The organism is Salipiger pallidus, assembly GCF_014643635.1.
GTDB lineage: Bacteria > Pseudomonadota > Alphaproteobacteria > Rhodobacterales > Rhodobacteraceae > Salipiger > Salipiger pallidus.
The window spans coordinates 94,813-114,366 of record NZ_BMJV01000006.1 but is presented as its reverse complement, the minus strand read 5'-3'; the positions used below and the strand labels follow the sequence as shown (position 1 = coordinate 114,366).

Below are 19,554 nucleotides of genomic sequence, written 5' to 3'. Positions count from 1 at the left end.
TATACTCATGGTAGATTCGAGAATGCTGCAATGGGTATTAAGATTGACGACAAAGTCAAACGGTGAAGTGGACGCTGTTGCGCAAACTGCGTGACGGATCCATCCCATAAATCTCGTGTGGTAACCGCCCTGCACGAGCATATCCGTCCCCATCTACGGGAACATGAAATGGCTGAGTAATCACCTCTTTTTATGGGGTTTGGACGTGGAATTTACGCGACCATTCTCAATTTTTGGGTGGGGTTCATGAGGCCATTGCGTATCTTGTGGCGCTCGTTGTTGTAGTGAATAGCCCCAAGTTTCTTAAACGACCTCGGTCCTCAGTTTCTGCTGCCGCTCGAACTCGACAGGTGGCAGCATTCCGTTCCACGTGCGCTTGCGCTTTGGGCTGAAAAACGTCTCGATGTGATCGAGCACGTCGCGCCGCTCTTCTTGGTGGGTTCGGTACGTTCCCAAACGCATCGCAGCTGGCACTCGAAGCTGGCGGCCATTCGAAGCCCCAAGCGCTATCTCGTCCGAGAAGTCATCGGCATCATCATGGGCGCCACCAGTAGATCAACCCGTCCCAGATCGCCGCTTGTCTCTCAGATGGGCGTAAATGGTTGTCAGTTGACCAGCCTGCGCTTCAAGCAGCCCTCCCTGATGCCTGTCAGGGATGGAGAGCGGCTCGAGACCGATCAACCTGATGCCATGCGTTTTGCTTGCCTTATGCGAGCCGAGGCATTGCGCCAGTCGGGTACCCGACGAGATGCATGAGGCAATGCGTGATCTGGTCCGTGCCGAAGAGAGCGCCGCGGAGGATCAGCGCCACAAGCGTCAGCTCGTCTAGGCTTTCGCTCTGCGTCATAGGCGGGCCTATCAACGCTCAAAGCCGTGGGCGATGCGTTATCGGCGCTGGTTGTAGACCCTGGCGTTAGATCACCCTGTGCACCAGATCGAACTGAAGGAGATGTTGCCGCCGGAGCGCATTGCCTGCGAGCGGCTGGAGCCGCTGCCCGTCTTCAATGAACTCGACAGCAATTCGCTGGCGCGGGCATGGACAGCCGGCAGATCATTGAAATGGTCAGTCTAGATCCGTAGATCGGCGGGTATTGGCCCCACTTTAAGCTAAGCCGACGACTGCCTGAAGGAGACCAGGCAGCCTCTGGCCAACTACAGCCACGTCCGGCAGAACTGCTCCGGGCCAGCTTGGATACCAACCACACCCGCAAGGATTTCCTAGTGACCTGATCCTTATGCGTGGCCCTAAAGTGGTGGGCATCGATCGGCTGGTGAGAAAGGCAAGGTCGGACTGTTTCTGAAAGTTGGAGATCCAGGTCATCAAGAAGGGCCTCAAGGCCAAGTGGGACAGGGCTATTGTCCACGAGCCAGTGCTGGACGAGCCAGGCTTCTTGCGCATCCGGGTGTTGAACGATCTCGTGACCTTCAAGACTAAGGTGGATCTCATCGTGGCCAATGGCCTGACCGATGACATTCGCGATGTCAGTGATAAGGTTTTCACCCGCGTCCTTTTCGGCGGGGACTGAACCGTCACTTTCGCAGGGCCGGGGGATAGGATAGTCTCACGGCTGATGGCCAACGTGAATGAATGCAACCCCATGACAGACCAGCCCAGCATCGCCGCCGAGGATGCCCTTGGCCAGATACGCCGCGTGCTCGAGACCGAGGCACAGGCGCTGCAGCTCATGGGCGCCACCCTGGACGGGGCCCATGCCCGGGCGCTCGATCTGCTGGCCGCCGTGCGCGGGCGCATCGTGGTGAGCGGCGTGGGCAAGTCCGGCCACGTGGGGCGCAAGATCGCCGCGACCTTCGCCTCGACCGGCGCGCCGGCACAGTTCGTCCACCCGACCGAGGCCAGCCACGGCGACCTGGGGATGATCACCACCGCCGATCTCTGCCTCGTGCTGTCGAACTCCGGCGAGACATCGGAGCTGGCGGACCTCGTGACCTATGCCCGCCGCTTTGCCATCCCGCTCATTGCCATCACGCGGCGCCCGGGCAGTACCCTGGGCCAGCAGGCGGACGTGGTGCTGCCGCTGCCCGACTCCCCCGAGGCCTGCGCCATCGGGGTGGCGCCCACCACCTCGACCACCGCGACGCTGGCGCTGGGGGATGCGCTGGCGGTGGCCCTGATGCACCGCCGCGGCTTCCGTCGCGAGGATTTCCAGGTTTTCCACCCCGGCGGCAAGCTTGGCGCGCAGCTGATGCGGGTCGAGGCGCTGATGCATGGCGGCGAGGCGTTGCCGCTGGTCCCCCCCGAGGCGCCCATGTCTCAGGCTTTGCTCGAGATGACCTCCAAGGGCTTCGGAATGGCCGGGATCACCGAAGCCGGCCGCCTCACCGGGGTCATCACCGACGGTGACCTACGGCGCAACCTGCGGGGGCTGATGGAGCGCACCGCCGGCACCGTCGCCACCCGCAGCCCCCGCACCGTTCAGCCCGGCATGCTGGCCTCCGAGGCGCTGCGGCTTATGAACGAAAGCAAGATCACGGCGCTGTTCGTGGTCGACGACACCGGTGCGCCCTGCGGCGTGCTGCATCTTCACGACTGTCTTCGCGCAGGTATCGCATGATCGCCATTCTCATCCCCGCCCGCTACGCCTCGACCCGCTACCCGGGCAAACCTCTGGCCCGGCTGCGCCAACCGGACGGCTCGGACAAGAGCCTGATCCAGATGACCTGGGAGGCCGGCTGCCAGGTCCCGGAGGCGGACGCGGTTTTCGTCGTCACCGACGACGACCGCATCGCGGACGAGGCCCGGGGTTTCGGCGCCGAGGTCATCATGACCTCGGACGCGTGCCGCAACGGCACCGAGCGCTGCGCCGAGGCACTGGATCGGGCGGGAATAGAGCCTGAAATCGTGGTGAACCTGCAAGGCGACGCGCCGCTGACCCCGCCGTGGTTCCTGTCGGATCTCATCGCCGCGATGCAGGCGGACCCTGCGATCCCCGCCGCCACGCCGGTGCTGCGCTGCGATGCCCAGACGCTGGAGATGTTCCGCGAGGATCGCCGCGCGGGCCGCGTGGGGGGCACCACGGCGGTGTTCGGGCAGGGGGGCCGCGCGCTCTACTTCTCGAAGGAAGTAATTCCCTACACCGGCGATACCGAGTTTGCCGACGCAGAGGTGCCGGTGTTCCACCACGTGGGCGTCTACGCCTACCGCCCCGATGCGCTGGCGCAATACGCCGGCTGGCCAGTGGGTCCGCTCGAGACGCTCGAGGGGCTCGAACAGCTGCGCTTCCTGGAAAACGGCCTGCCGCTGGCCTGCGTCGAGGTTGACGCCCGCGGCCGCCTGTTCTGGGAACTCAACAACCCCGAGGATGTTTCGCGCATCGAATCCGTGATCCTGAAAGGCCAGTCATGAAGACCGTGACCCTTGGCGATGTCGCCATTTCCAACGAATTGCCCTTTGCCCTGCTTGCCGGTCCCTGCCAGCTCGAAAGCCTTGACCATGCGCGGATGCTGGCCTCGGAAATAGGCTCTGTTGCTGCCGAACTCGGTGTGCCTTTCGTGTTCAAGGCCAGCTACGACAAGGCCAACCGCACGTCGCTCACGGGCCAGCGCGGCCTCGGGATCGAGAAGGGGCTCGAGGTGCTCGCCGCCATCCGCGAGGAATTCGGCTGCCCGGTCGTCACCGACGTGCATGACATTCCGCAGGTGCAGCGCGCCGCCGAGGTCGTCGACATCCTGCAGATCCCTGCGTTCCTGTGCCGCCAGACCGACCTGCTGCTTGCGGCGGGCGAGACGGGCCGGGCGATCAATGTCAAGAAGGGCCAGTTCCTCGCCCCTTGGGACATGCCGCATGTGGCGGCCAAGATCGCCAGCACCGGCAACGAAAACATCCTTCTGTGCGATCGCGGCACGAGCTTTGGCTACAACACGCTGGTGAGCGATTTCCGCGGTCTGCCGGTGATGGCCGAGACCGGCTACCCGGTGGTGTTTGACGCCACCCATTCGGTGCAGCAGCCCGGCGGACAGGGCGGTGCGAGCGGTGGGCAGCGGGAGTTCGTTCCGGTTCTGGCGCGGGCCGCGGTGGCGGTCGGGGTCGGGGCGGTGTTCATGGAGGTCCACGAAGACCCCGACCGCGCGCCATCGGATGGGCCGAACATGGTACCGCTGTCGGATCTGCGCGGGGTGCTGACCCGCCTCGTGGCACATGACCGGGTGACAAAGGGACTGGCCTGACGTCCTGAGCCGACTGTTTTTCGGGAAAAGGCCGAGATACCAAGTACGCTAGGGTCAGAATCCATCGATTTGGTTGGGCGCGCGTGAGTCACCGTTCAAAAAAGGGCGGTGAGCATGTCTGGTCTTCTCTGGTTTAGCGATGCGCAGATGCCGCGTCTGGAGCCGTATTTCCCGAAGTCACAGGGCAGGCCTCGTGTCGACGCCCGGTGGGTGTTGGATGGCATTATCTTCATCAATCGCAACGGTTTGCGGTGGCGTGACGCACCATGAGAATATGCCCCGCACAAGACGCTCTATAACCGTGGGAAGTGGTGGAGCGACCGGGGTGTCTTCGCCCGGATCATGACGGGGCTGGCCGCAGAGCACGGCGAGAAGATGACCGTGATGATCCAAGCAACTCATCTGAATGCTCATCGTACGGCGTCCAGCCTGAGCGTCGAAAAGGGGGGTGTGGTCGCCTGATTGGAAGGACGATGGGAGGCATCAACACGAACTTGCACCCCATCTGCGACAGCCAAGGCCGGCCCATGGACCTGTTCCTGACCGCTGGTCCCGTCAGCGACCACATCGGGGCACGTGCGCTCGTCAGTGGGCTGCCCAACGTGACGTGGCTTCTCGGAGATCGCGGATACAATGCCGGCTGTTTCAGAAAAGCATTGCAGGACAAGAAGATACGCCATTGCCTCCCTGGCGGAAAGCAGCGGAAGACACATGTCCGCTAGCACAAGCGCAGATATAAGAGGCGTGACCCAATCGAGATCATGTTTGGCGGACTCAAGGACTGGAGACGCGTAGCGGCCCATTATGACCGATGTCCACAAACCGTCTTTTCGGCAATCGCACTCGCAGCAATCGTCATTTACTGGCTGTGAAACTCAATGAGTCCAGAGCCTAGTCAGCTTTCGTAATATTCCCGGTACCAATCAACGAAGGCCTGTACACCTGACCTCACCGAGGTTTTGGGGGCATAGCCAGTCAAGGTTTTCAGCAATTTAGAATCCGCCCATGTCGCCGGCACGTCCCCGGCCTGCATAGGCATGAGGTTACGATCCGCCTTGCGCCCGATAGATGTTTCAATGGCATCGATGAAATCAGTCAGCGCCACCGCCTCTGAATTGCCGATGTTTACCACCCTGTGCGGTGCTACCGGGGACAGGCTGTCACCATCAGGGACAACACCGTCAGCCGGTGCGCTGGGAATGATCGGCATGAGCAGAGATATGGCTTCGACGAGGTCAGAAATATATGTGAAATCACGCTTCATGTCGCCATAGTTATAAACATCTATTGGCAGGCCGTCGCTTATTGCCTTCGTAAACTTGAATAGCGCCATGTCCGGACGACCCCAGGGGCCATATACGGTGAAGAAGCGGAACATCGTAATCGGCAAATTAAACAGATGCGCATAAGAATGCGCCATGTTTTCCGTTGATTTCTTGGTAGCCGCATAAAAGGACATCTGGTGATCGGCCTTGTCGGTTTCCCTGTAAGGCATGCTCTTGTTCGCCCCAAAAGCCGATGAGGTAGATGCAAACAGCATATGTTTTGGAGGATAGGCTCGGGCCGCTTCAAGAATCTCGAATGTCCCGATGATATTACTCTCGAGATAGGCTCGGGGATTTTCAATGGAATATCGTACACCGGCCTGCGCAGCGAGATGAACAACAAAATCAGGCCGATACTCCGCAAAGAGGTCCATCATGCGGCCCGGCGTTTCAATGCTGTCATTGATCACGGTAAATTCTGGATGATCCAGAAGCATTTCCTGCCGACGCAGCTTCAATTGCACATCATAATAGTCTGACAGATTGTCGATACCAACAACCTGAAAACCATCTTCCAAGAGCTTGCGCCCCAGATGGAAGCCGATGAACCCGGAGGATCCGGTGATCAGGACTGTACCTTTACTCATCAGTCCTCTCCAAAGAGGTCGCGGGTGAACACCTTGTCCGCGACATCGCGGATGTCGTCCGTCAGGCGGTTGGCGACGATGAGATCAGCCTCGGCCTTGAAGGCGGCAAGATCGTTTTCCACGCGGCTACGGAAGAACTCGGCCTCATCGAGCACCGGCTCGTACACGATGACCTCGACGCCCTTGGCTTTGAGCCGCTTCATGATGCCCTGGATCGAAGACTGCCGGAAATTGTCCGAGCCTGCCTTCATCACCAGCCGGTAAATACCCACCACCTTCGGGCCCCGCATCAGGATCTGGTCGCTGAGGAAATCCTTTCGCGTGCGGTTGGCGTCCACGATCGCCCGGATCAGGTTCTGTGGCACATGGCTGTAGTTGGCCAGAAGTTGCTTGGTGTCCTTGGGCAGGCAGTAGCCGCCGTAGCCGAAGGAGGGGTTGTTGTAATGCCCGCCGATGCGCGGATCGAGGCTCACTCCTTCGATGATTTGGCGGCTGTCCATGCCTCCCGCCAGCGAATAGCTGTCGAGCTCGTTGAAGAACGCGACCCGCATGGCAAGGTAGGTGTTGGCGAAGAGCTTGATCGCCTCGGCCTCGTCGGGGTCGGTGAAGAGCACCGGTACCTCGGTTTCCTGCGCACCCTCGAGCAAAAGGTCCGCAAAGATACGCGCCCGCTCGGAGCGCTCACCCACTATGATCCGGGAGGGGTGCAGGTTGTCGTAGAGCGCCCTGCCCTCACGCAGGAACTCAGGGCTGAAGATCACCTGATCCGTCTCCATCTCTCGCCGCAGGGCGCGAACGTAGCCCACCGGGATTGTCGACTTGATGACGATGGTGGCGCGGGGATTGGCCTCGATCACCTGCGCGATGACCGTTTCGACGCTGGACGTGTCGAAGTAGTTGCTGCGTGCATCATAGTTGGTGGGGGTCGCGACGATAACGTACTCGGCATCCGTGTAGGCGGCCATCGCGTCAGTGGTCGCAGTCAGGTCCAGTGTGCGGGTGGCGAGGAAGTCCTCAATCTCAGCATCGACGATGGGGCTCTTGCGGTCGTTGACCAGCGACACGCGCTCGTTCGAGATATCGACCGCTACCACGCTGTGCTTCTGAGCCAGCAGAACCGCGTTTGAAAGGCCCACATAGCCAAGTCCGGCAACCGCAATCTTCATGTTGAATTCCTTTTGGCAGCAGTCCAGCAGCCATTGTCCAGTGGCAAAGCCGAAAGATCAGTGATGCTTACCATCTGGTAAATCCAACAAGACAATCTTGCAATTAACGATTACACTATGTGTTTACGTAGATTTCCCTGAAGTGTATTCTTCCTTGAGTTGATTTCGATCGGCGTTGTTACGCAATTTAGCGTTCGTGCTTACTGTCGCCTTTCCCGTGGCCCTTCAGGCGACGGCCTTGATCTGAGCCCTGCCTAGGGCCGAGAAGCGGTTCATGATGGCGGTGCGGATCTTGATTTTGGCGGTCTGGCGGTCGGGTTCTCGTGTCATGATTCGCTCGCCAAAGAGCTTCAGGCGGTTCATCTGGGCCCAGACCCGCCCCGGGCATGGTAGCCGGCCTACCTCTTCCAGAGCGCCCTGCCGAGGTGCGCCGTCGCCCGCAAGATCTCGTTGCGCGCCCATGCTTCGGGGCAGTCTTTTTTGCAGGCGCGGACGTTCCAGCGGATGGGTGTGACTTCATCGGCGCCGCGCGCGATGATGGCCGTATGGTGACGTCGCGTGTCGTTTGCGCCGTCCGCGGTGGCGATGGCGATCTCTTCATCCTCAGGAATTAGCGGCAGCAATTTGGGCAGCAGGGGCTGTCGCTCTGGTGGCTCGAGTTGACCTCTGATCTGCCCCCTGAAAACTGGGCCGTTCGAAATCGGGTTTTTGGGCTAAGCTTTCCTGCTGGGAGAGGAGCGGAACCGCATGAGAGCATCAAAGTTCATGGAGGCGCAGGAAGCGTTCAATCTGAAGCAGGGCGAACGAACGGGGAACGCCTGCCGCGGAGATCTGCGGTAAGGCCGGGATCAGTCAAGCGATCTATTTCAACTGGAAGAAAAAGTATGGCGGCATACTGCCGGATGAGATGCTCCGAGTGAAAGCGCTGGAGGATGAGAACACCCGGTTAAAGAAAATCTTGGCCGATCTAACGCTGGACCGAGGAATTCTTCAGGACGTTATCCGGCGAAAGCTCCGAAGCTTGGCCGTTTGCGCGAACTCGTCACCGGGATGTGCGACGGATGGGGCGGGTCGATACGGAGGGCTTGTGGGGCCATCTGCTTCGTCACGTCCAGCTACCATTACAAGTCCCGGCGGACGGACCAAGCTGCTGTTGAGCGGCGGTCAAGGAGATTGCAGGGACGCGTGTGCGCTATGGTTATCGGCGTGTTCACGTCTTGCTGAGACGCGAGGGCTGGGTCATCAAAATGAAGAAGACGCGCAGCATTTACGACGAGTCGGGCCTGCAGCTAAGGGACAAACAGCTGAAGTGGCGTGTGAAAGCCAAGCTGCGTCGGACCCAACTAAGTCTGGGCGATGAATTTTGTCCACGGCCAGCTCGCCTTGGGCAATAAGCTGAGCATCCTGACCGTTGTCGACACGCACTCACGGCTCTTCCCGGCAGCCGATTCACGCTTCACCTACCGGGGCGAGGACGTCGTGCAGACGCTCGAACGGATCTGCGGGCAGATCGGGTATCCGAGAACGATCAGGGTCGACAACGGCAGCGAGTTTATCTCTCGCGACGTCAATCTTTGGACCTATGTCAGCGACGTCACGCTGGACTTCTCACGGCCGGGAAAACCGACCGACACGGGTTCATCTTGCGTCGGGGCAAACAGTCCCCGGACTGTTTGCTGATCCCTCCTCACCTTCAACAGAAAGCTCAGGGCCGAATGTCTGAACGTCCCCTGGTTCGTGAGCCTTGCCGACGCCCGCGAAAAGCTGGAGGATTGGCGTAGGAGCTACAACGAGGACAGGCCCATAGTGCGATCGGGTATAACGTCCTGATCGCCATGCATTATCCCGAAGGCGTCACCAGCCCGTCATTGTGAAAGAGCCGGAAAATCCAGCTTCCGGCGGTCCAAAGTCGGGGAGCAGCGCACCAACCAGCCGCCTCTTGTTTTGAATGAGCGACCCGAGTGGAGCTGGTCAGCTCGACCGCGTGTATGTCCCGGGCTTGCGTGTCCATGGCGATGTGAACCTTGCGCCATTGCCTGCGACGTGACGGATCATGCTTGCGGGCTAGCGAGGCACCATCGCCACGGAACTTGATGCCGGTGCTGTCGACAAGGAGGTGCAAGGGCATGCCTGGGCAACTGTAGGGGGCTACCCCGAACGGTCACTGCCGCCGACACAGCGTCGGCTAGTCCGGCAGCGGCCAGTCGAGCCCAGCCATCCGCATCGGGCTCTCGACCAGCCCAAGTGTTTGCCGAAGAACACATTCAGCGTGAAAGTACACTTGGACCGCTGCACCAGAGAACGTCTCGGGCCACCCCCCCATTGCTGGACTTTCCTACCTGCCAGACTGTCCGGGATCAAACCAGATCCAGAGCGATGCCGCTGGCGGAGCGTGGCGTTGTAGTCGGACCAGTTTATCCAGCGATAGCGGGTGGGAGAGGCCTTCGGCATGGCATTGATCTAGCACGCTGGATTCGCGCGGTGTCTCCCCTTACAGCACTGCGTAGCAATCCCTCGTAGGCAGGCCGGTTCATGGTCCTATAGCTGGGGGGGCTCTTCCTGCGGGCAAGCTACCACTCAGGACTAAAGGAGCCAATCCACTCGAAGTTTGCGCAACAGAGGTAGCTAAAAGCTATAAGGCTACAATATGCTCCCAACATAGGCCTCACTCGCGCAGCTCTAACCTTGAATTAAGAAGTGATCTTAGAGAATTTATAGCGTCCCGACTCGAAGATGAAAGGGTGTTGCTGATATCGATGCTTGGGAAATTTTCGCTAATATTCGGCAGCTCTTCTTGCGCCAGCCTTGAAAATTCACCTCGAACACTTTCATCATTAGTTAAGGTCTGCCAATTTCCAGAAAGCCAATCTGCTGCGGTTTTTCTTTCGACATCTCCCAACTCATCCCATAGCAGACCTGCTGAATTAAAATTCCCCATAAGTTGATAGGCTTCGGCCCGAAGCTTGAGCGCATCATCACCACGCAATCCAGACGCTCGCACCAATGCCATTTCAGGCTCACCTTTCGTCAAGTAAATTTCAGACAGCAATAATTTTACGTCTCGATTGTTGCGATCAACACCTTCAAAGTGTAACCACTTTTCGGCCTGATCAGCCAAGCCAAGTGCTAGGAGACGGCGAGCTACACCCAAAGCATTTTCTGTTGATGAAAAATCATGAAAAATTTCTTCGTGGTTGAAAATAACCTGCAGGAAAGCTTGGTCATTTTCGTCTTTCAGTAATAACTTTACTAAGTCAGATGCAGCTTGACGCTTTATATCTGAGGGATGGCGGTCGTCATTTGTGAGGTGTTTGAGAGCTGTTTCATATTTCCCATTGAGTGAAGAAGCGCGGATGCTAGATAGCCATAGATCAGCGCCAATTTCCGTATCTCGATAATCCACCGAATAAGATGTAGATAAATCAGCCACGCGCTGGTCAACTCCCTGTCCCTGCTTAGTTGCGATATCAATGGCTGCAGTAATCGCTTCAGGCGAATATTCACTAGCGCTTCGCGCGATCCCATTCAAGGTATTCTCGGCTTGCTTCTCTTGGCCCTCAAGCCCGTCGATGAGCGCGCTAACATACCGCATGTTTTGAGTTTCATCTCCGGTGGCGCGCGCAAGCTGAGAAAGAAGAGTGCGCGCTTCATTGATCCTACCTTCTTCAGCTAGCCTTGTTGCAAGTTTCGGACCTAGCTGAAGGCGAAGGTCGAGAGGTATCTGATCAAAGCTTCGGCGAACTGAAGCGCTATTTATAGTAGTGCCTTCCGGTAGCTCCGTAGAGCCCGCCAATGCCCACATCGCCGCATGACCTGGACAATGGGCCTGTCCCACAAACACTCCTGCGCGATCTGGTTGCCCGTCAACTATCATAGCAAGCGCGCTAAGGACTGGGTCAGGGCCACCGCTCAACATTTCCATAAGCGCACGCGCTTCCATGCCGAAGCCGACATGAATATAAGCTTTTACCAGTCGCAAGAGCGTGGCTTCATCAAGGCGGTCAAACTCTGAAAACAGATCAGCACGAAGCTGTGGTATCAGATCATTTATTGCATTTTCTCCGCCCCACTCGCTTACGGATAGATTATCGTCTTTCTCACAAAAATCTTCACCGAATCTAATGAGTGATTTCCCTACACTAGTATCCAACTGTGAGGCGACGTTAGAATGTAAAAAATCCTCTTGGGCTGCCTGATTTGTGACCTTCTGACCCTTGATCTCTGATTTTTCTGAAATTTGTAAGCCCTCTAACGTTGAGGCCTGAAATTGTATGGTAGGGTCCAGTAGCCCTTTTGTTGCCGCTTCGGCCAGCTGCTCAGCCAATATTCCTCCGAAAAGGCTAGGTGCGAGTTGATCTAATGGTAATTCTTGGGTTTCATCAGGTTGAGGAATTGCATATTGCACTGGGCGAAATTGGGGTGTAGGTTCATATGTTGGATCCAGCGCCCCTCTTTGGGATCCAAATCTTGGGGGGGTATATGAAGGATCTAGCTTTTCAGAATGTATAATTTCTGGAGGGACGCTTGTTTTTTCCGTTGTGATCTCTTCAGTTGTATCTATCTCAGCGTCAGGCATATTGGTAATTTCTGTGGATTTTTCTTTGATATCAATAACCCCCATGCGTGCATTGGAGAGGCTGGAATCTATATCGCAGTTGCAGTTTAGGTCGATGGAAACTGCTGTGTTGCCTAGGAGGACACTCACATCTCCTACCCTTCCGGCATTCAATTTTTTTCGGAAGGATGAGAAGTCAAAATCTTGCGGAGCACTATTAAATTTTATGAGAAAATTATTCTCTTCAATACGACTTACTGACCACGTTGTCTCTCCGTCTAAATCAAAGGCTAATCTTGTAAAGGTATCATGTTCCCCTGATCTAAAGCGGACCTCCGCGGCGCGAGAATCTATCGGCAGCACGATAAGTGAAGATAGAAATAGAAACGTTTTTCTCATGCTGCGGTCTGCTTCACTGTTTTTAAGGCCTCTTCTAGATCCACAAAGCTTGGACGGAAGTGTGTAGGTGCGTTCTGGCGCCCAACCTCGATGCAGATATTGGTTGCATGGTTGTGGAGGTTTGCCACCAATACCTCGCGGATGAGTTGATAGAAATGTAGGTCCTCTTCCACGACGGATTTTACCTTACCTGCAAAAGGTCCAAAGAAGCCGTAGGCAAGAAACACGCCCAAGAATGTACCTACCAACGCGCCTCCAATCATCTTCCCGAGAACTTCTGGCGGTTGGTCAATAGATGCCATGGTCTTGATGACACCGAGTACAGCGGCCACAATACCGAGCGCAGGAAGTGCATCAGCAAGCGCCTGAAGCGCATGACTGGAATGCAACCTGTGGTGCTCAAGCGCTTCAATCCGCTTGTCCAGAACCTCTTCAACCTGATGGGGGTCATCATAATTCATGGACATGGAGCGCATGGTGTCGCAGATCAGTTCGAGTGCGATCTTGTCCCCTTGTATTTTTGGGTATTTGGAGAAAATTGAAGACTCTGCCGGAGACTCGACATGCTCCTCTATCGCGACAGGGCTCTGCCGCGCCAGGCGGATTAACTCGAAAAGAAGACAGAGAAGGTTCTTGTAATCTTCAGACTTCCATTTCGGACCTTTGAAGACTTTCCCAATATCTTTCAGTGTGTGCTTTACTGCACTGCCATCGTTACTGATAAGGAATGTACCTGCAGCTGCTCCACCAATCATCATCATTTCAAAAGGCAGTGCCTTAAGTATGATCGACATCTTGCCGCCCGCTAAAACATAACCTCCGAATACCATGGCGAAAATTACGACAATCCCGATAACGCCCAGCAATGGGACTCTCCTTCACCAGTTGCCATTATATATTAGAGTGACAAAAGTTAAAAATACCTGTATCGACTAGTAGGAATTCTCTCCTGAAGGGTCTTTCTGCTAGAGGCAGAGGTGGATCGGTTTGTCTGGACAGGGTCAGGGCGTTTTCTAAGTGGTTTTCCGCCTCGGTTATGCCGCTGCCAGCTCGGGCAGCAGCGGGTTGACGTAGGCTTGATTGGGCGTTCTGTCGGGAAGCTATGAATGAGGGCGGCGGCCGTTGTTGAAACCGATGTCGCGGCCGATGCCAGCGCGTGCTTCCGAGACGCTGGCGTAGCCCCGAAGGTAGACCTCTTCGTACTTGATGCTCCGCCATAGCCTTTCGACGAAGACGTTGTCGCGCCACGCGCCTTTGCCGTCCATGCTGATCTTGATCCGTCTGGCCGCGAAGACCGTGATGAAGTCGGCGGACGTGAACTGGCTACCCTGATCCAAGTTGAAGATCTCGGGTTGGCCATGTTTCGCTAAGGCCTCCTCCAGCGCCTCGATGCAGAATCCCGCATCGAGCGTGATCGATACCCGCCAAGCCAGGATGCGGCGCGTCGCCCAGTCGACCACGGCAACAATGTAGATGGAGCCCCGCGCCATGGCGATGTACGTGATATCCATCGCCCAGACGTGATTTGGACGGATGATGGGTAGGTTCCTGAGCAGGTAGGGGTAGATCTTGTGACCCGGGACCGGTTTCGAGGTGTTGGGCTTGCGATACAACGCCTCGATGCCCAAGCGTTTCATGAGCAAGGCGACGTGCAGGCGTCCCACGACGGCCCCCTCTTGGACCAGCAGTCCCTTCAGCATTCTGCTGCCGGCGAATGGGAACTCCATGTGCAACTTTTCGATCCGGTGCATGAGCTTCAGATCAGCATCGCCGACCGGCTGAGGCTGGTAGTAGATGCTGCGCCGGCTGATCCTGAGGGCCTTGGCCCGGCGCGACAAGCTCAGCTTTGCATTTCGGTCGATCATTTTTTTGCGCTCGGCAGAAAACCCGCCTTGCCGAGCGGGCCGGACAAAAAATCGTTCTCCAGCGTTAGCTCCCCGATCTTCGCATGCAGGGTTTTTACTTCGGTCTTGGGGCCGGGATCACCCTTCGGAGCCTCGCCGAAAACACCGGTCGCGCACTCCATTAGCTGGTCGCGCCACTGCTTGATCTGGTTCGGGCGCAAGTCGAAATCCTGCGCCAGCTAGACCAAGGCTCTCTCGCCCTTGATCGCAGCCACCGCCACTTTCCCCTTGAACGCCGGGCTGTGATTCCGGCGCGGTCGTCTTGCCATGGGTCTTCTCCTCGCTCGAAGCATCATGCAGCTATCGCGCGGAAAATCCACTTGTCCCGCCTGTCCAGATTTCCCTGGCCACCTCTCCGTTCCACCAGATGCCGGGACTGAACACCTAACAAGCGGTCCATTTTTCAGGGGGGAGAAAACGCTTACCATGTCGCGGCTTTACTTCATTAAGATGAGACACCTGAGCGGAGTGCCGTGATATCGGTGGCGTCCACTTCCGTGCCGTCGGAAAGGGTCAGCTTTACGATGTCGCCGTCTTGGCGCACCTCTACGATCGGATTATAGGCTTTGGCGGCCTGCCGCCCAATTTCCGTACCTCCGGAGTGGCTTGCCACCTCAAAGCTGTAGGTGCCCGCAGGCAGCGGTTGCCCATTCTCGTCGATGCCGGTCCAGGCCACGAGGGGCTGCGACATGTCTAGTTCGAGCTGCTGAACCTCAGTCCCGTTGGAATCACTGACAACCAGCGTGGCTCTATCTGCTCCGGTGGAATATTCTGGCCGCAACACAATCGCCTGGCCCGCATAATACACGGGAGCCTCGGCAAGTGCCTCCTTTCCGATCCAGTTCGCCATGGACTGAAAAGCACTCCCTGTGAGTTTTCCTGTTAGCTCACGCAGAATGTCGTTCGTCTGGACTTGCTGCTCAACGGAAGAAAAGGTCGCAAGTTGAGTCGCATAGTCCGCCGAATCTACAGGGTTGAGAGGGTCTTGGTTCTGCATCTGCGTCGTCAGCATTTTGAGAAAGGTTTCGAAGTCAGAGCTGATGACAGCCGACTCACTTGCTTCGCTACCTCCGCTGGAGGCACTCGTTGTGTTGGCAGGCGAGACACTGGAGGTTTCCATCGGGTACTCCCTAAATACGAAGGTCGAGACCACCGTCGGTGATCTTCAGTTGCGGATGCGTGACAGGTGCTGGTTCCATAGCGACCTGCTGCTCAGTCAATGGCTGAGGGTTTTTGCCATGCGAATCAGACTTTGAAGCATCTCCCCCGAATTCGAAGCCGGGGTTGTCGTAGCCCAACTCGGACAGCGATTTGCCAAGCTGTTCGATGTGTCTGCGCAGTAGTTCGAGAGTTTCGGGCCGATCAGCCGAAATCTGAATGATGAACCCCTGCTCGCCATTGACCATCCGAAAGCGTACATGACCCAGTTCTTCCGGGTTCAGGCGCAGTTCAATTCCGTCCTCAGCTTTACTGCCACCGGACTGTACCGCCTCGCTGATCTGTCGGACTAGGTTTGTCCCCAAAGGGTCGGTGGGGACCTTCCCGTCGATTGCGATGGGCGGGGGCGTCGTCCCAGTCCGCTGGTCGGGAGGGCCGAACCATGACTCTGCATCACGCTCTGGCAACTGGTCATTCAGGAGAAGCATCTGACCAGCCGTGCCCACGGAAGGAAACGCCGGCGTTGTCGTCACATTCGGTTGGTACATCGAAACCGAGCATGCATCTGTCTTAGGGATATCCGCCACTTGACCTTTCTTAAGAACTGCGCCGGCTTCGGCATCGCGGTCGTTTCGGGACGATTTGAATACATTGCTGACATCACTCTGGGTAGCAATCGGCGGCGCGCCGGACATGGCCACGCCTGCCGATGGCGCAGCTGACACCGCTTTCATGTCGACGGCCCTTGCGGTCGGCTTAGCTTCGATTGTTCCAGCCTCGCTGGAAACAAGATTTTCGGGCCACGCCTTCACGATTGCCGCTTCCCAGGATTTGTATGGGCTATCCATTGTCTCAGTGTAGGGTGTTTGGCTTGATCGCATTTTCAGCCCGACCTTTGCAGCGGCCTCTTCAGACACAAAAGTCCTCTCGCTTGTTAAGGCCTCGGGCGGTTCCGAAGCGTTCAATCTGCCCAACGCACTTTCTTCCGCTGCCGTTTTCCAAGCCCCAGATCTGCTTCCGAGCTTAGGGGCCAAGACCGAAGATTGTTTCGTCTCTGTCTTCACAGCGCCTTGGAACTGCACTTCAGTGGCCAGCGGAGCTCGTTCGGTCGATGAGGCAACGCCTGCCTTGGGAGGCAGCGGACTTGTTGCCAGTCCTGAGCCGGTCCTGCGTCCCGCTACCGGCCCGAAAGCCGCCCTAGGCTTGGCAGGTGTCTCAAGTATGAAGGCGCCGGCCGGTTTGGTTCCTAGATCTTCCGGTCTTCTTTCTTGGGACATTGCCTGCATGGCTACCGAAGCAAGATTTATCCTGGCGGCGTCACGAGGCAGTCTTGCTCTGTCCAGTGCGCTTTTGGCAACCAAACTCGTATCGTCACGTTTCGGTTCTACGATGTTGCGGGTCTTTCCGGGCAAGGCTTCCGCATCGTTCCCCAAGTCCAGCCGGTCGCTATCTGCCGGAGCTATGAGGTTGCCAGCTGACGTCGCATCTGGTTGCGCAGGTGTTGATCGCTCTGTCCCAAGTGCGCTCGTTTCCCCATTTTTACGTTGAGTGTAGAAGGACGTTTCGAGCCGCTGGGAGCGGACAGATGGAGCCGACGGCTTTTGGTAAGCGTGCTCCGTAACGTCGCCCTGTGCCGAAGTGCTACCGATTCCGGCTTGCTTTGACGGTGAAGGGGGATCTTGGGGTGACAAAGTCCGTTTGGCTTCATTGACCTCTACTGATGCTGCAGCACCACCCACGCGGCGTAGCAGATAATTTCCCTTCAAAGACTTATCGAGGGCCTCGGACTGCTGACCCGGTGAAATGCCGGTCATGTTAACCAACGATTGAGTTTGTGGCCGTCCCTTATCACCATGATGTCCACCAAAAGGACCGTTATCAGCGTACCCGCCATTTTGGCCCGCGGGTGACACATGGTCCTCGGTGGTGCCTCGTAGCGAGGTCAGCGTACCAGCTGGGATTAACTTGCGATGAAAGGGCCCTTCGGTTGCATCGATGGCGACGGTAGGCACGCTTTCCCAAGTATGAGGCGGCATGGGTTGAGCTCTCGCTGGATCGTGCGCAGTGAGGACTTGCGCATGTTCTGGCTTCAAGAGGTGTGATCCTAGTGCCAATGAAATGTCTCGGGGCGCGGCTGCCTTCAGTTTCCCGTCAGTCGTCTTGGCGTTCGTGCCTGCATCATGGGCGCGCTTCGAGATGGGCACGGATGTGCTGTCGGACGGCGTTGAAATGGCCTTGCTGGAAGACGAGGCTATGAGAGGTCCTGAACCAAACAGGGCATGGTGCCCTGGTTGAACTGTTCGTCTGTCTGCATCTGCCACCACTACGGGTTCTGGAGACAGCGCTGCAGTCGCTTTGGCGGCAAGCTTCACTCCGTCGATCTCAAGTACCTCAAAAGGACGGCCTGCAGACGGCCCAAGCCCCATGCGCTCGTGGTGGATCAATGACTTCGCGCGAGCAGGAGCGTTCGCTTCAAACCGGGTTTCATCTCCAACGTTGGTTGTAGCTGCGAAACCGCCTGGCGAGCTTGGAGCGGACGTGTTCGTCACGTCAGTCTCGCCGTTAGAATACAAGTAGGCGGCGGCTTCTCCTGATTTCTTTGCTCCCATTTCCAGTCTTCTAGCTTGGTCGGCCACGCCGAGGGGGGCAGCGGGGAACCTACCTTTCTTATCAAGTTGAGATGCGAAGGAACGAATCGGTAGATCCTGCCCCTGCTTATCCCTTTGCTCGGCATGCCCCACAGTTTCCAATGAGCTCAATACGTCTGCCTCAAGGTTCGAAACTGAAACAGCTTTGGTGCTACTATTCTGTTCCCGCATCCCGGGCGTCTTTGTGTCAACTTCACCATTTTTGTTCTTCTCTGAAGGCTGACCAAACTCGGTTGATCCTACCTCACGCTCTGGAAACGGTGCGGCAACCGGAGCACGCTCGGAGGAAGCACCCAGCTTTGAATGTGCTTCAACTTCCCGTCGCAGAGCCGACGCATCCGGGATATGACCTGTTTCGCTGGATGGAAAAGGTATGTGCTCGTGCTCTACCTGAGATGCTGATTTATCAATCGCTGAAGGCAGTGCGCCTGCGGTCGGCCCGGCTCGATCAAGCCTCTGCCCACCGAGCACAGACAGCTCTTCCTTTGAATCAGAGTGGGGTGGACCGATCTCTGCGGCCTCTTCTGCGTTCTCTCCGTCATCAGGACTGGTCAAGGACACCTCGGTTTCAGGCGTCGTCTCCGGTCCGAGGCTGTCCCCCATCTCAGCGCTCAGTGCCTGCCCGCCGCCATTCAAATCGTGAAATACGTGCTCAAAGAGCATGTCTTCTTGCCTGGCTGAACCGATAGATCGGGCGTCTTGGGCAGCCACGATCCCCAAAAGCCCTGAAATGTGACTCAACATGGTGTCTCCGGGAGTTCTTCCTTCGCATGGACTTTAGGAGAATATCATTACCGCTTCTTTACCGCTGGGCAGTCAAATGTAGTTGGTTGAGTCGAAATGGAGGTTCACATGGAAGTCGACCTATCACTCTCTTTTCCGGCGGATCATAGACTTCGAAAAGCTGCCGCTGCCCTTGAGGCGAACTTTCTATCAGAAATGCTCAAGGCGGCCGGCCTTGGCGAAACCCCCGGAGCCTTCGGTGGCGGCGTTGGCGAGGAACAGTTTTCTTCTCTTCTTCGGCAAGAGCATGCTGAGGCATTGGTTGAAAATGGCGGTATCGGCCTCGCTGAGGCCATTTTTCACGCGATGAAGGAGCAAATGAATGACTGAGCAACGACTTGCTATCGCACAGACACTGCTTGCCCTCGAGAGCATTCTTGATCGGGAAAGGGCTGCGCTTCTCGATGGTGATCTCGCGGCCCTTGCTCCGCTAATGGAGGAAAAGGCTGCATTGCTGGACGACATGCCCGAAAGCGACCCTGTCACACCAGAAACACTGCAACCTCTTCAAGTGAAACTTCACAGGAACCAGGAGCTGTTTGATCACGCCTTGGCGGGGATCCGGATCGTCGCCGGACGCCTTGATGCAATGCGTGAAGTAAGGAAATCAATGAACATCTACGACGCGCATGGCAAACGGGAGACTATCGAGGACACCGAAAAGAGTACTCTGGAAAAGCGAGCTTGAGCAATTTTGAGTTGATTTGGAGCAATTGCACAGACTGACTTTAGCGCAACGTTAGGATTCAAGGTCCATTCTGTAACTCGCATCCAGTTGGATGGCGCAGGGAGCGTGACGCTCCGACTGCCTTCGTCAGAAAGACGTCAAGGACGCCGGTTCCGG

At 57.0% G+C, this 19,554-nt stretch carries 14 protein-coding genes and 5 pseudogenes; 10 read left to right on the top strand and 9 right to left on the bottom strand.

The window, feature by feature from the left end; all coding sequences use genetic code 11:
- Positions 1 to 405: 405 nt before the first annotated feature.
- The 7 genes and pseudogenes from IEX41_RS14700 (at position 406) to IEX41_RS14670 (ending at position 5,057) form a co-directional block, all read left to right on the top strand.
- The gene (locus tag IEX41_RS14700) at positions 406 to 756 is read left to right on the top strand and encodes a hypothetical protein (RefSeq protein WP_188791014.1); all 351 of its coding nucleotides are present in this window, start codon (positions 406 to 408) and stop codon (positions 754 to 756) included.
- Positions 757 to 925: 169 nt separating this feature from the next.
- Positions 926 to 1,072 (top strand): hypothetical protein, encoded by a 147-nt coding sequence (locus IEX41_RS14695; protein ID WP_188791013.1) that lies wholly within the window; start codon positions 926 to 928, stop codon positions 1,070 to 1,072.
- Positions 1,073 to 1,304: 232 nt separating this feature from the next.
- Entirely contained in the window at positions 1,305 to 1,526 is a 222-nt protein-coding gene (locus IEX41_RS14690; protein WP_188791012.1) for a hypothetical protein, read from the top strand.
- Between the two features lie 72 nt (positions 1,527 to 1,598).
- Positions 1,599 to 2,573: a KpsF/GutQ family sugar-phosphate isomerase gene (locus tag IEX41_RS14685; RefSeq protein ID WP_188791011.1), complete on the top strand. Its 975-nt coding sequence runs from the start codon at positions 1,599 to 1,601 to the stop codon at positions 2,571 to 2,573.
- Entirely contained in the window at positions 2,570 to 3,364 is a 795-nt protein-coding gene (locus IEX41_RS14680) for a 3-deoxy-manno-octulosonate cytidylyltransferase (RefSeq protein WP_188791010.1), read from the top strand. Before IEX41_RS14685 ends, IEX41_RS14680 begins: the two co-directional genes overlap by 4 nt.
- Entirely contained in the window at positions 3,361 to 4,185 is an 825-nt protein-coding gene (kdsA, locus tag IEX41_RS14675) for a 3-deoxy-8-phosphooctulonate synthase (protein ID WP_188791009.1), read from the top strand. The genes IEX41_RS14680 and kdsA overlap by 4 nt, the downstream gene beginning before the upstream one ends.
- Positions 4,186 to 4,299: 114 nt before the next feature.
- Positions 4,300 to 5,057 (top strand): annotated as a pseudogene (locus IEX41_RS14670) (IS5 family transposase).
- 23 nt (positions 5,058 to 5,080) lie between these two features.
- Here the strand turns inward: IEX41_RS14670 and IEX41_RS14665 are convergent.
- From IEX41_RS14665 to IEX41_RS14655, 3 genes and pseudogenes are all read right to left on the bottom strand, one after another.
- Positions 5,081 to 6,097, bottom strand: coding sequence for an NAD-dependent epimerase/dehydratase family protein (locus IEX41_RS14665; protein WP_188791008.1), 1,017 nt, complete (start codon positions 6,095 to 6,097; stop codon positions 5,081 to 5,083).
- Positions 6,097 to 7,263: a nucleotide sugar dehydrogenase gene (locus IEX41_RS14660; RefSeq protein ID WP_188791007.1), complete on the bottom strand. Its 1,167-nt coding sequence runs from the start codon at positions 7,261 to 7,263 to the stop codon at positions 6,097 to 6,099. The genes IEX41_RS14665 and IEX41_RS14660 overlap by 1 nt, the downstream gene beginning before the upstream one ends.
- A 225-nt stretch (positions 7,264 to 7,488) precedes the next feature.
- A pseudogene (locus IEX41_RS14655) lies at positions 7,489 to 7,901 on the bottom strand (transposase); the annotation flags it as partial.
- Between the two features lie 109 nt (positions 7,902 to 8,010).
- On the opposite strand from IEX41_RS14655, the pseudogene IEX41_RS14650 reads away from it, so the two are divergent.
- A pseudogene (locus tag IEX41_RS14650) lies at positions 8,011 to 9,137 on the top strand (DDE-type integrase/transposase/recombinase).
- An 89-nt stretch (positions 9,138 to 9,226) separates the two neighbouring features.
- On the opposite strand, the pseudogene IEX41_RS21570 reads toward IEX41_RS14650, so the two are convergent.
- The 6 genes and pseudogenes from IEX41_RS21570 to IEX41_RS14620 all read right to left on the bottom strand — a co-directional run.
- Positions 9,227 to 9,714, bottom strand: a pseudogene (locus IEX41_RS21570) (transposase); the annotation flags it as partial.
- Between the two features lie 214 nt (positions 9,715 to 9,928).
- On the bottom strand, positions 9,929 to 12,217 hold the full coding sequence (locus IEX41_RS14640; protein WP_188791005.1) for a hypothetical protein: 2,289 nt from the start codon (positions 12,215 to 12,217) through the stop codon (positions 9,929 to 9,931).
- A complete protein-coding gene (gene motA / locus IEX41_RS14635) occupies positions 12,214 to 13,083 on the bottom strand; it encodes a flagellar motor stator protein MotA (protein ID WP_188791004.1) in 870 nt (289 codons plus the stop codon). The genes IEX41_RS14640 and motA overlap by 4 nt, the downstream gene beginning before the upstream one ends.
- Positions 13,084 to 13,251: 168 nt before the next feature.
- Positions 13,252 to 14,390 (bottom strand): annotated as a pseudogene (locus IEX41_RS14630) (IS3 family transposase).
- A gap of 176 nt (positions 14,391 to 14,566) precedes the next feature.
- Positions 14,567 to 15,241, bottom strand: coding sequence for a flagellar hook capping FlgD N-terminal domain-containing protein (locus tag IEX41_RS14625; protein WP_188791003.1), 675 nt, complete (start codon positions 15,239 to 15,241; stop codon positions 14,567 to 14,569).
- A 10-nt stretch (positions 15,242 to 15,251) separates the two neighbouring features.
- The gene (locus IEX41_RS14620; RefSeq protein ID WP_188791002.1) at positions 15,252 to 18,671 is read right to left on the bottom strand and encodes a flagellar hook-length control protein FliK; all 3,420 of its coding nucleotides are present in this window, start codon (positions 18,669 to 18,671) and stop codon (positions 15,252 to 15,254) included.
- Positions 18,672 to 18,779: 108 nt separating this feature from the next.
- Here IEX41_RS14620 and IEX41_RS14615 point away from each other — a divergent pair, with 108 nt between their 5' ends.
- Together IEX41_RS14615 and IEX41_RS14610 are read left to right on the top strand one after the other, a co-directional pair.
- Positions 18,780 to 19,040 carry a rod-binding protein gene (locus tag IEX41_RS14615; protein WP_229673253.1) on the top strand — a complete coding sequence of 87 codons (261 nt, stop codon included), beginning with the start codon at positions 18,780 to 18,782 and terminating at the stop codon, positions 19,038 to 19,040.
- Complete coding sequence (locus IEX41_RS14610; RefSeq protein WP_188791001.1) at positions 19,033 to 19,398, top strand: flagellar protein FlgN; 366 nt, start codon at positions 19,033 to 19,035, stop codon at positions 19,396 to 19,398. Before IEX41_RS14615 ends, IEX41_RS14610 begins: the two co-directional genes overlap by 8 nt.
- The last annotated feature ends 156 nt before the right edge of the window (positions 19,399 to 19,554 follow it).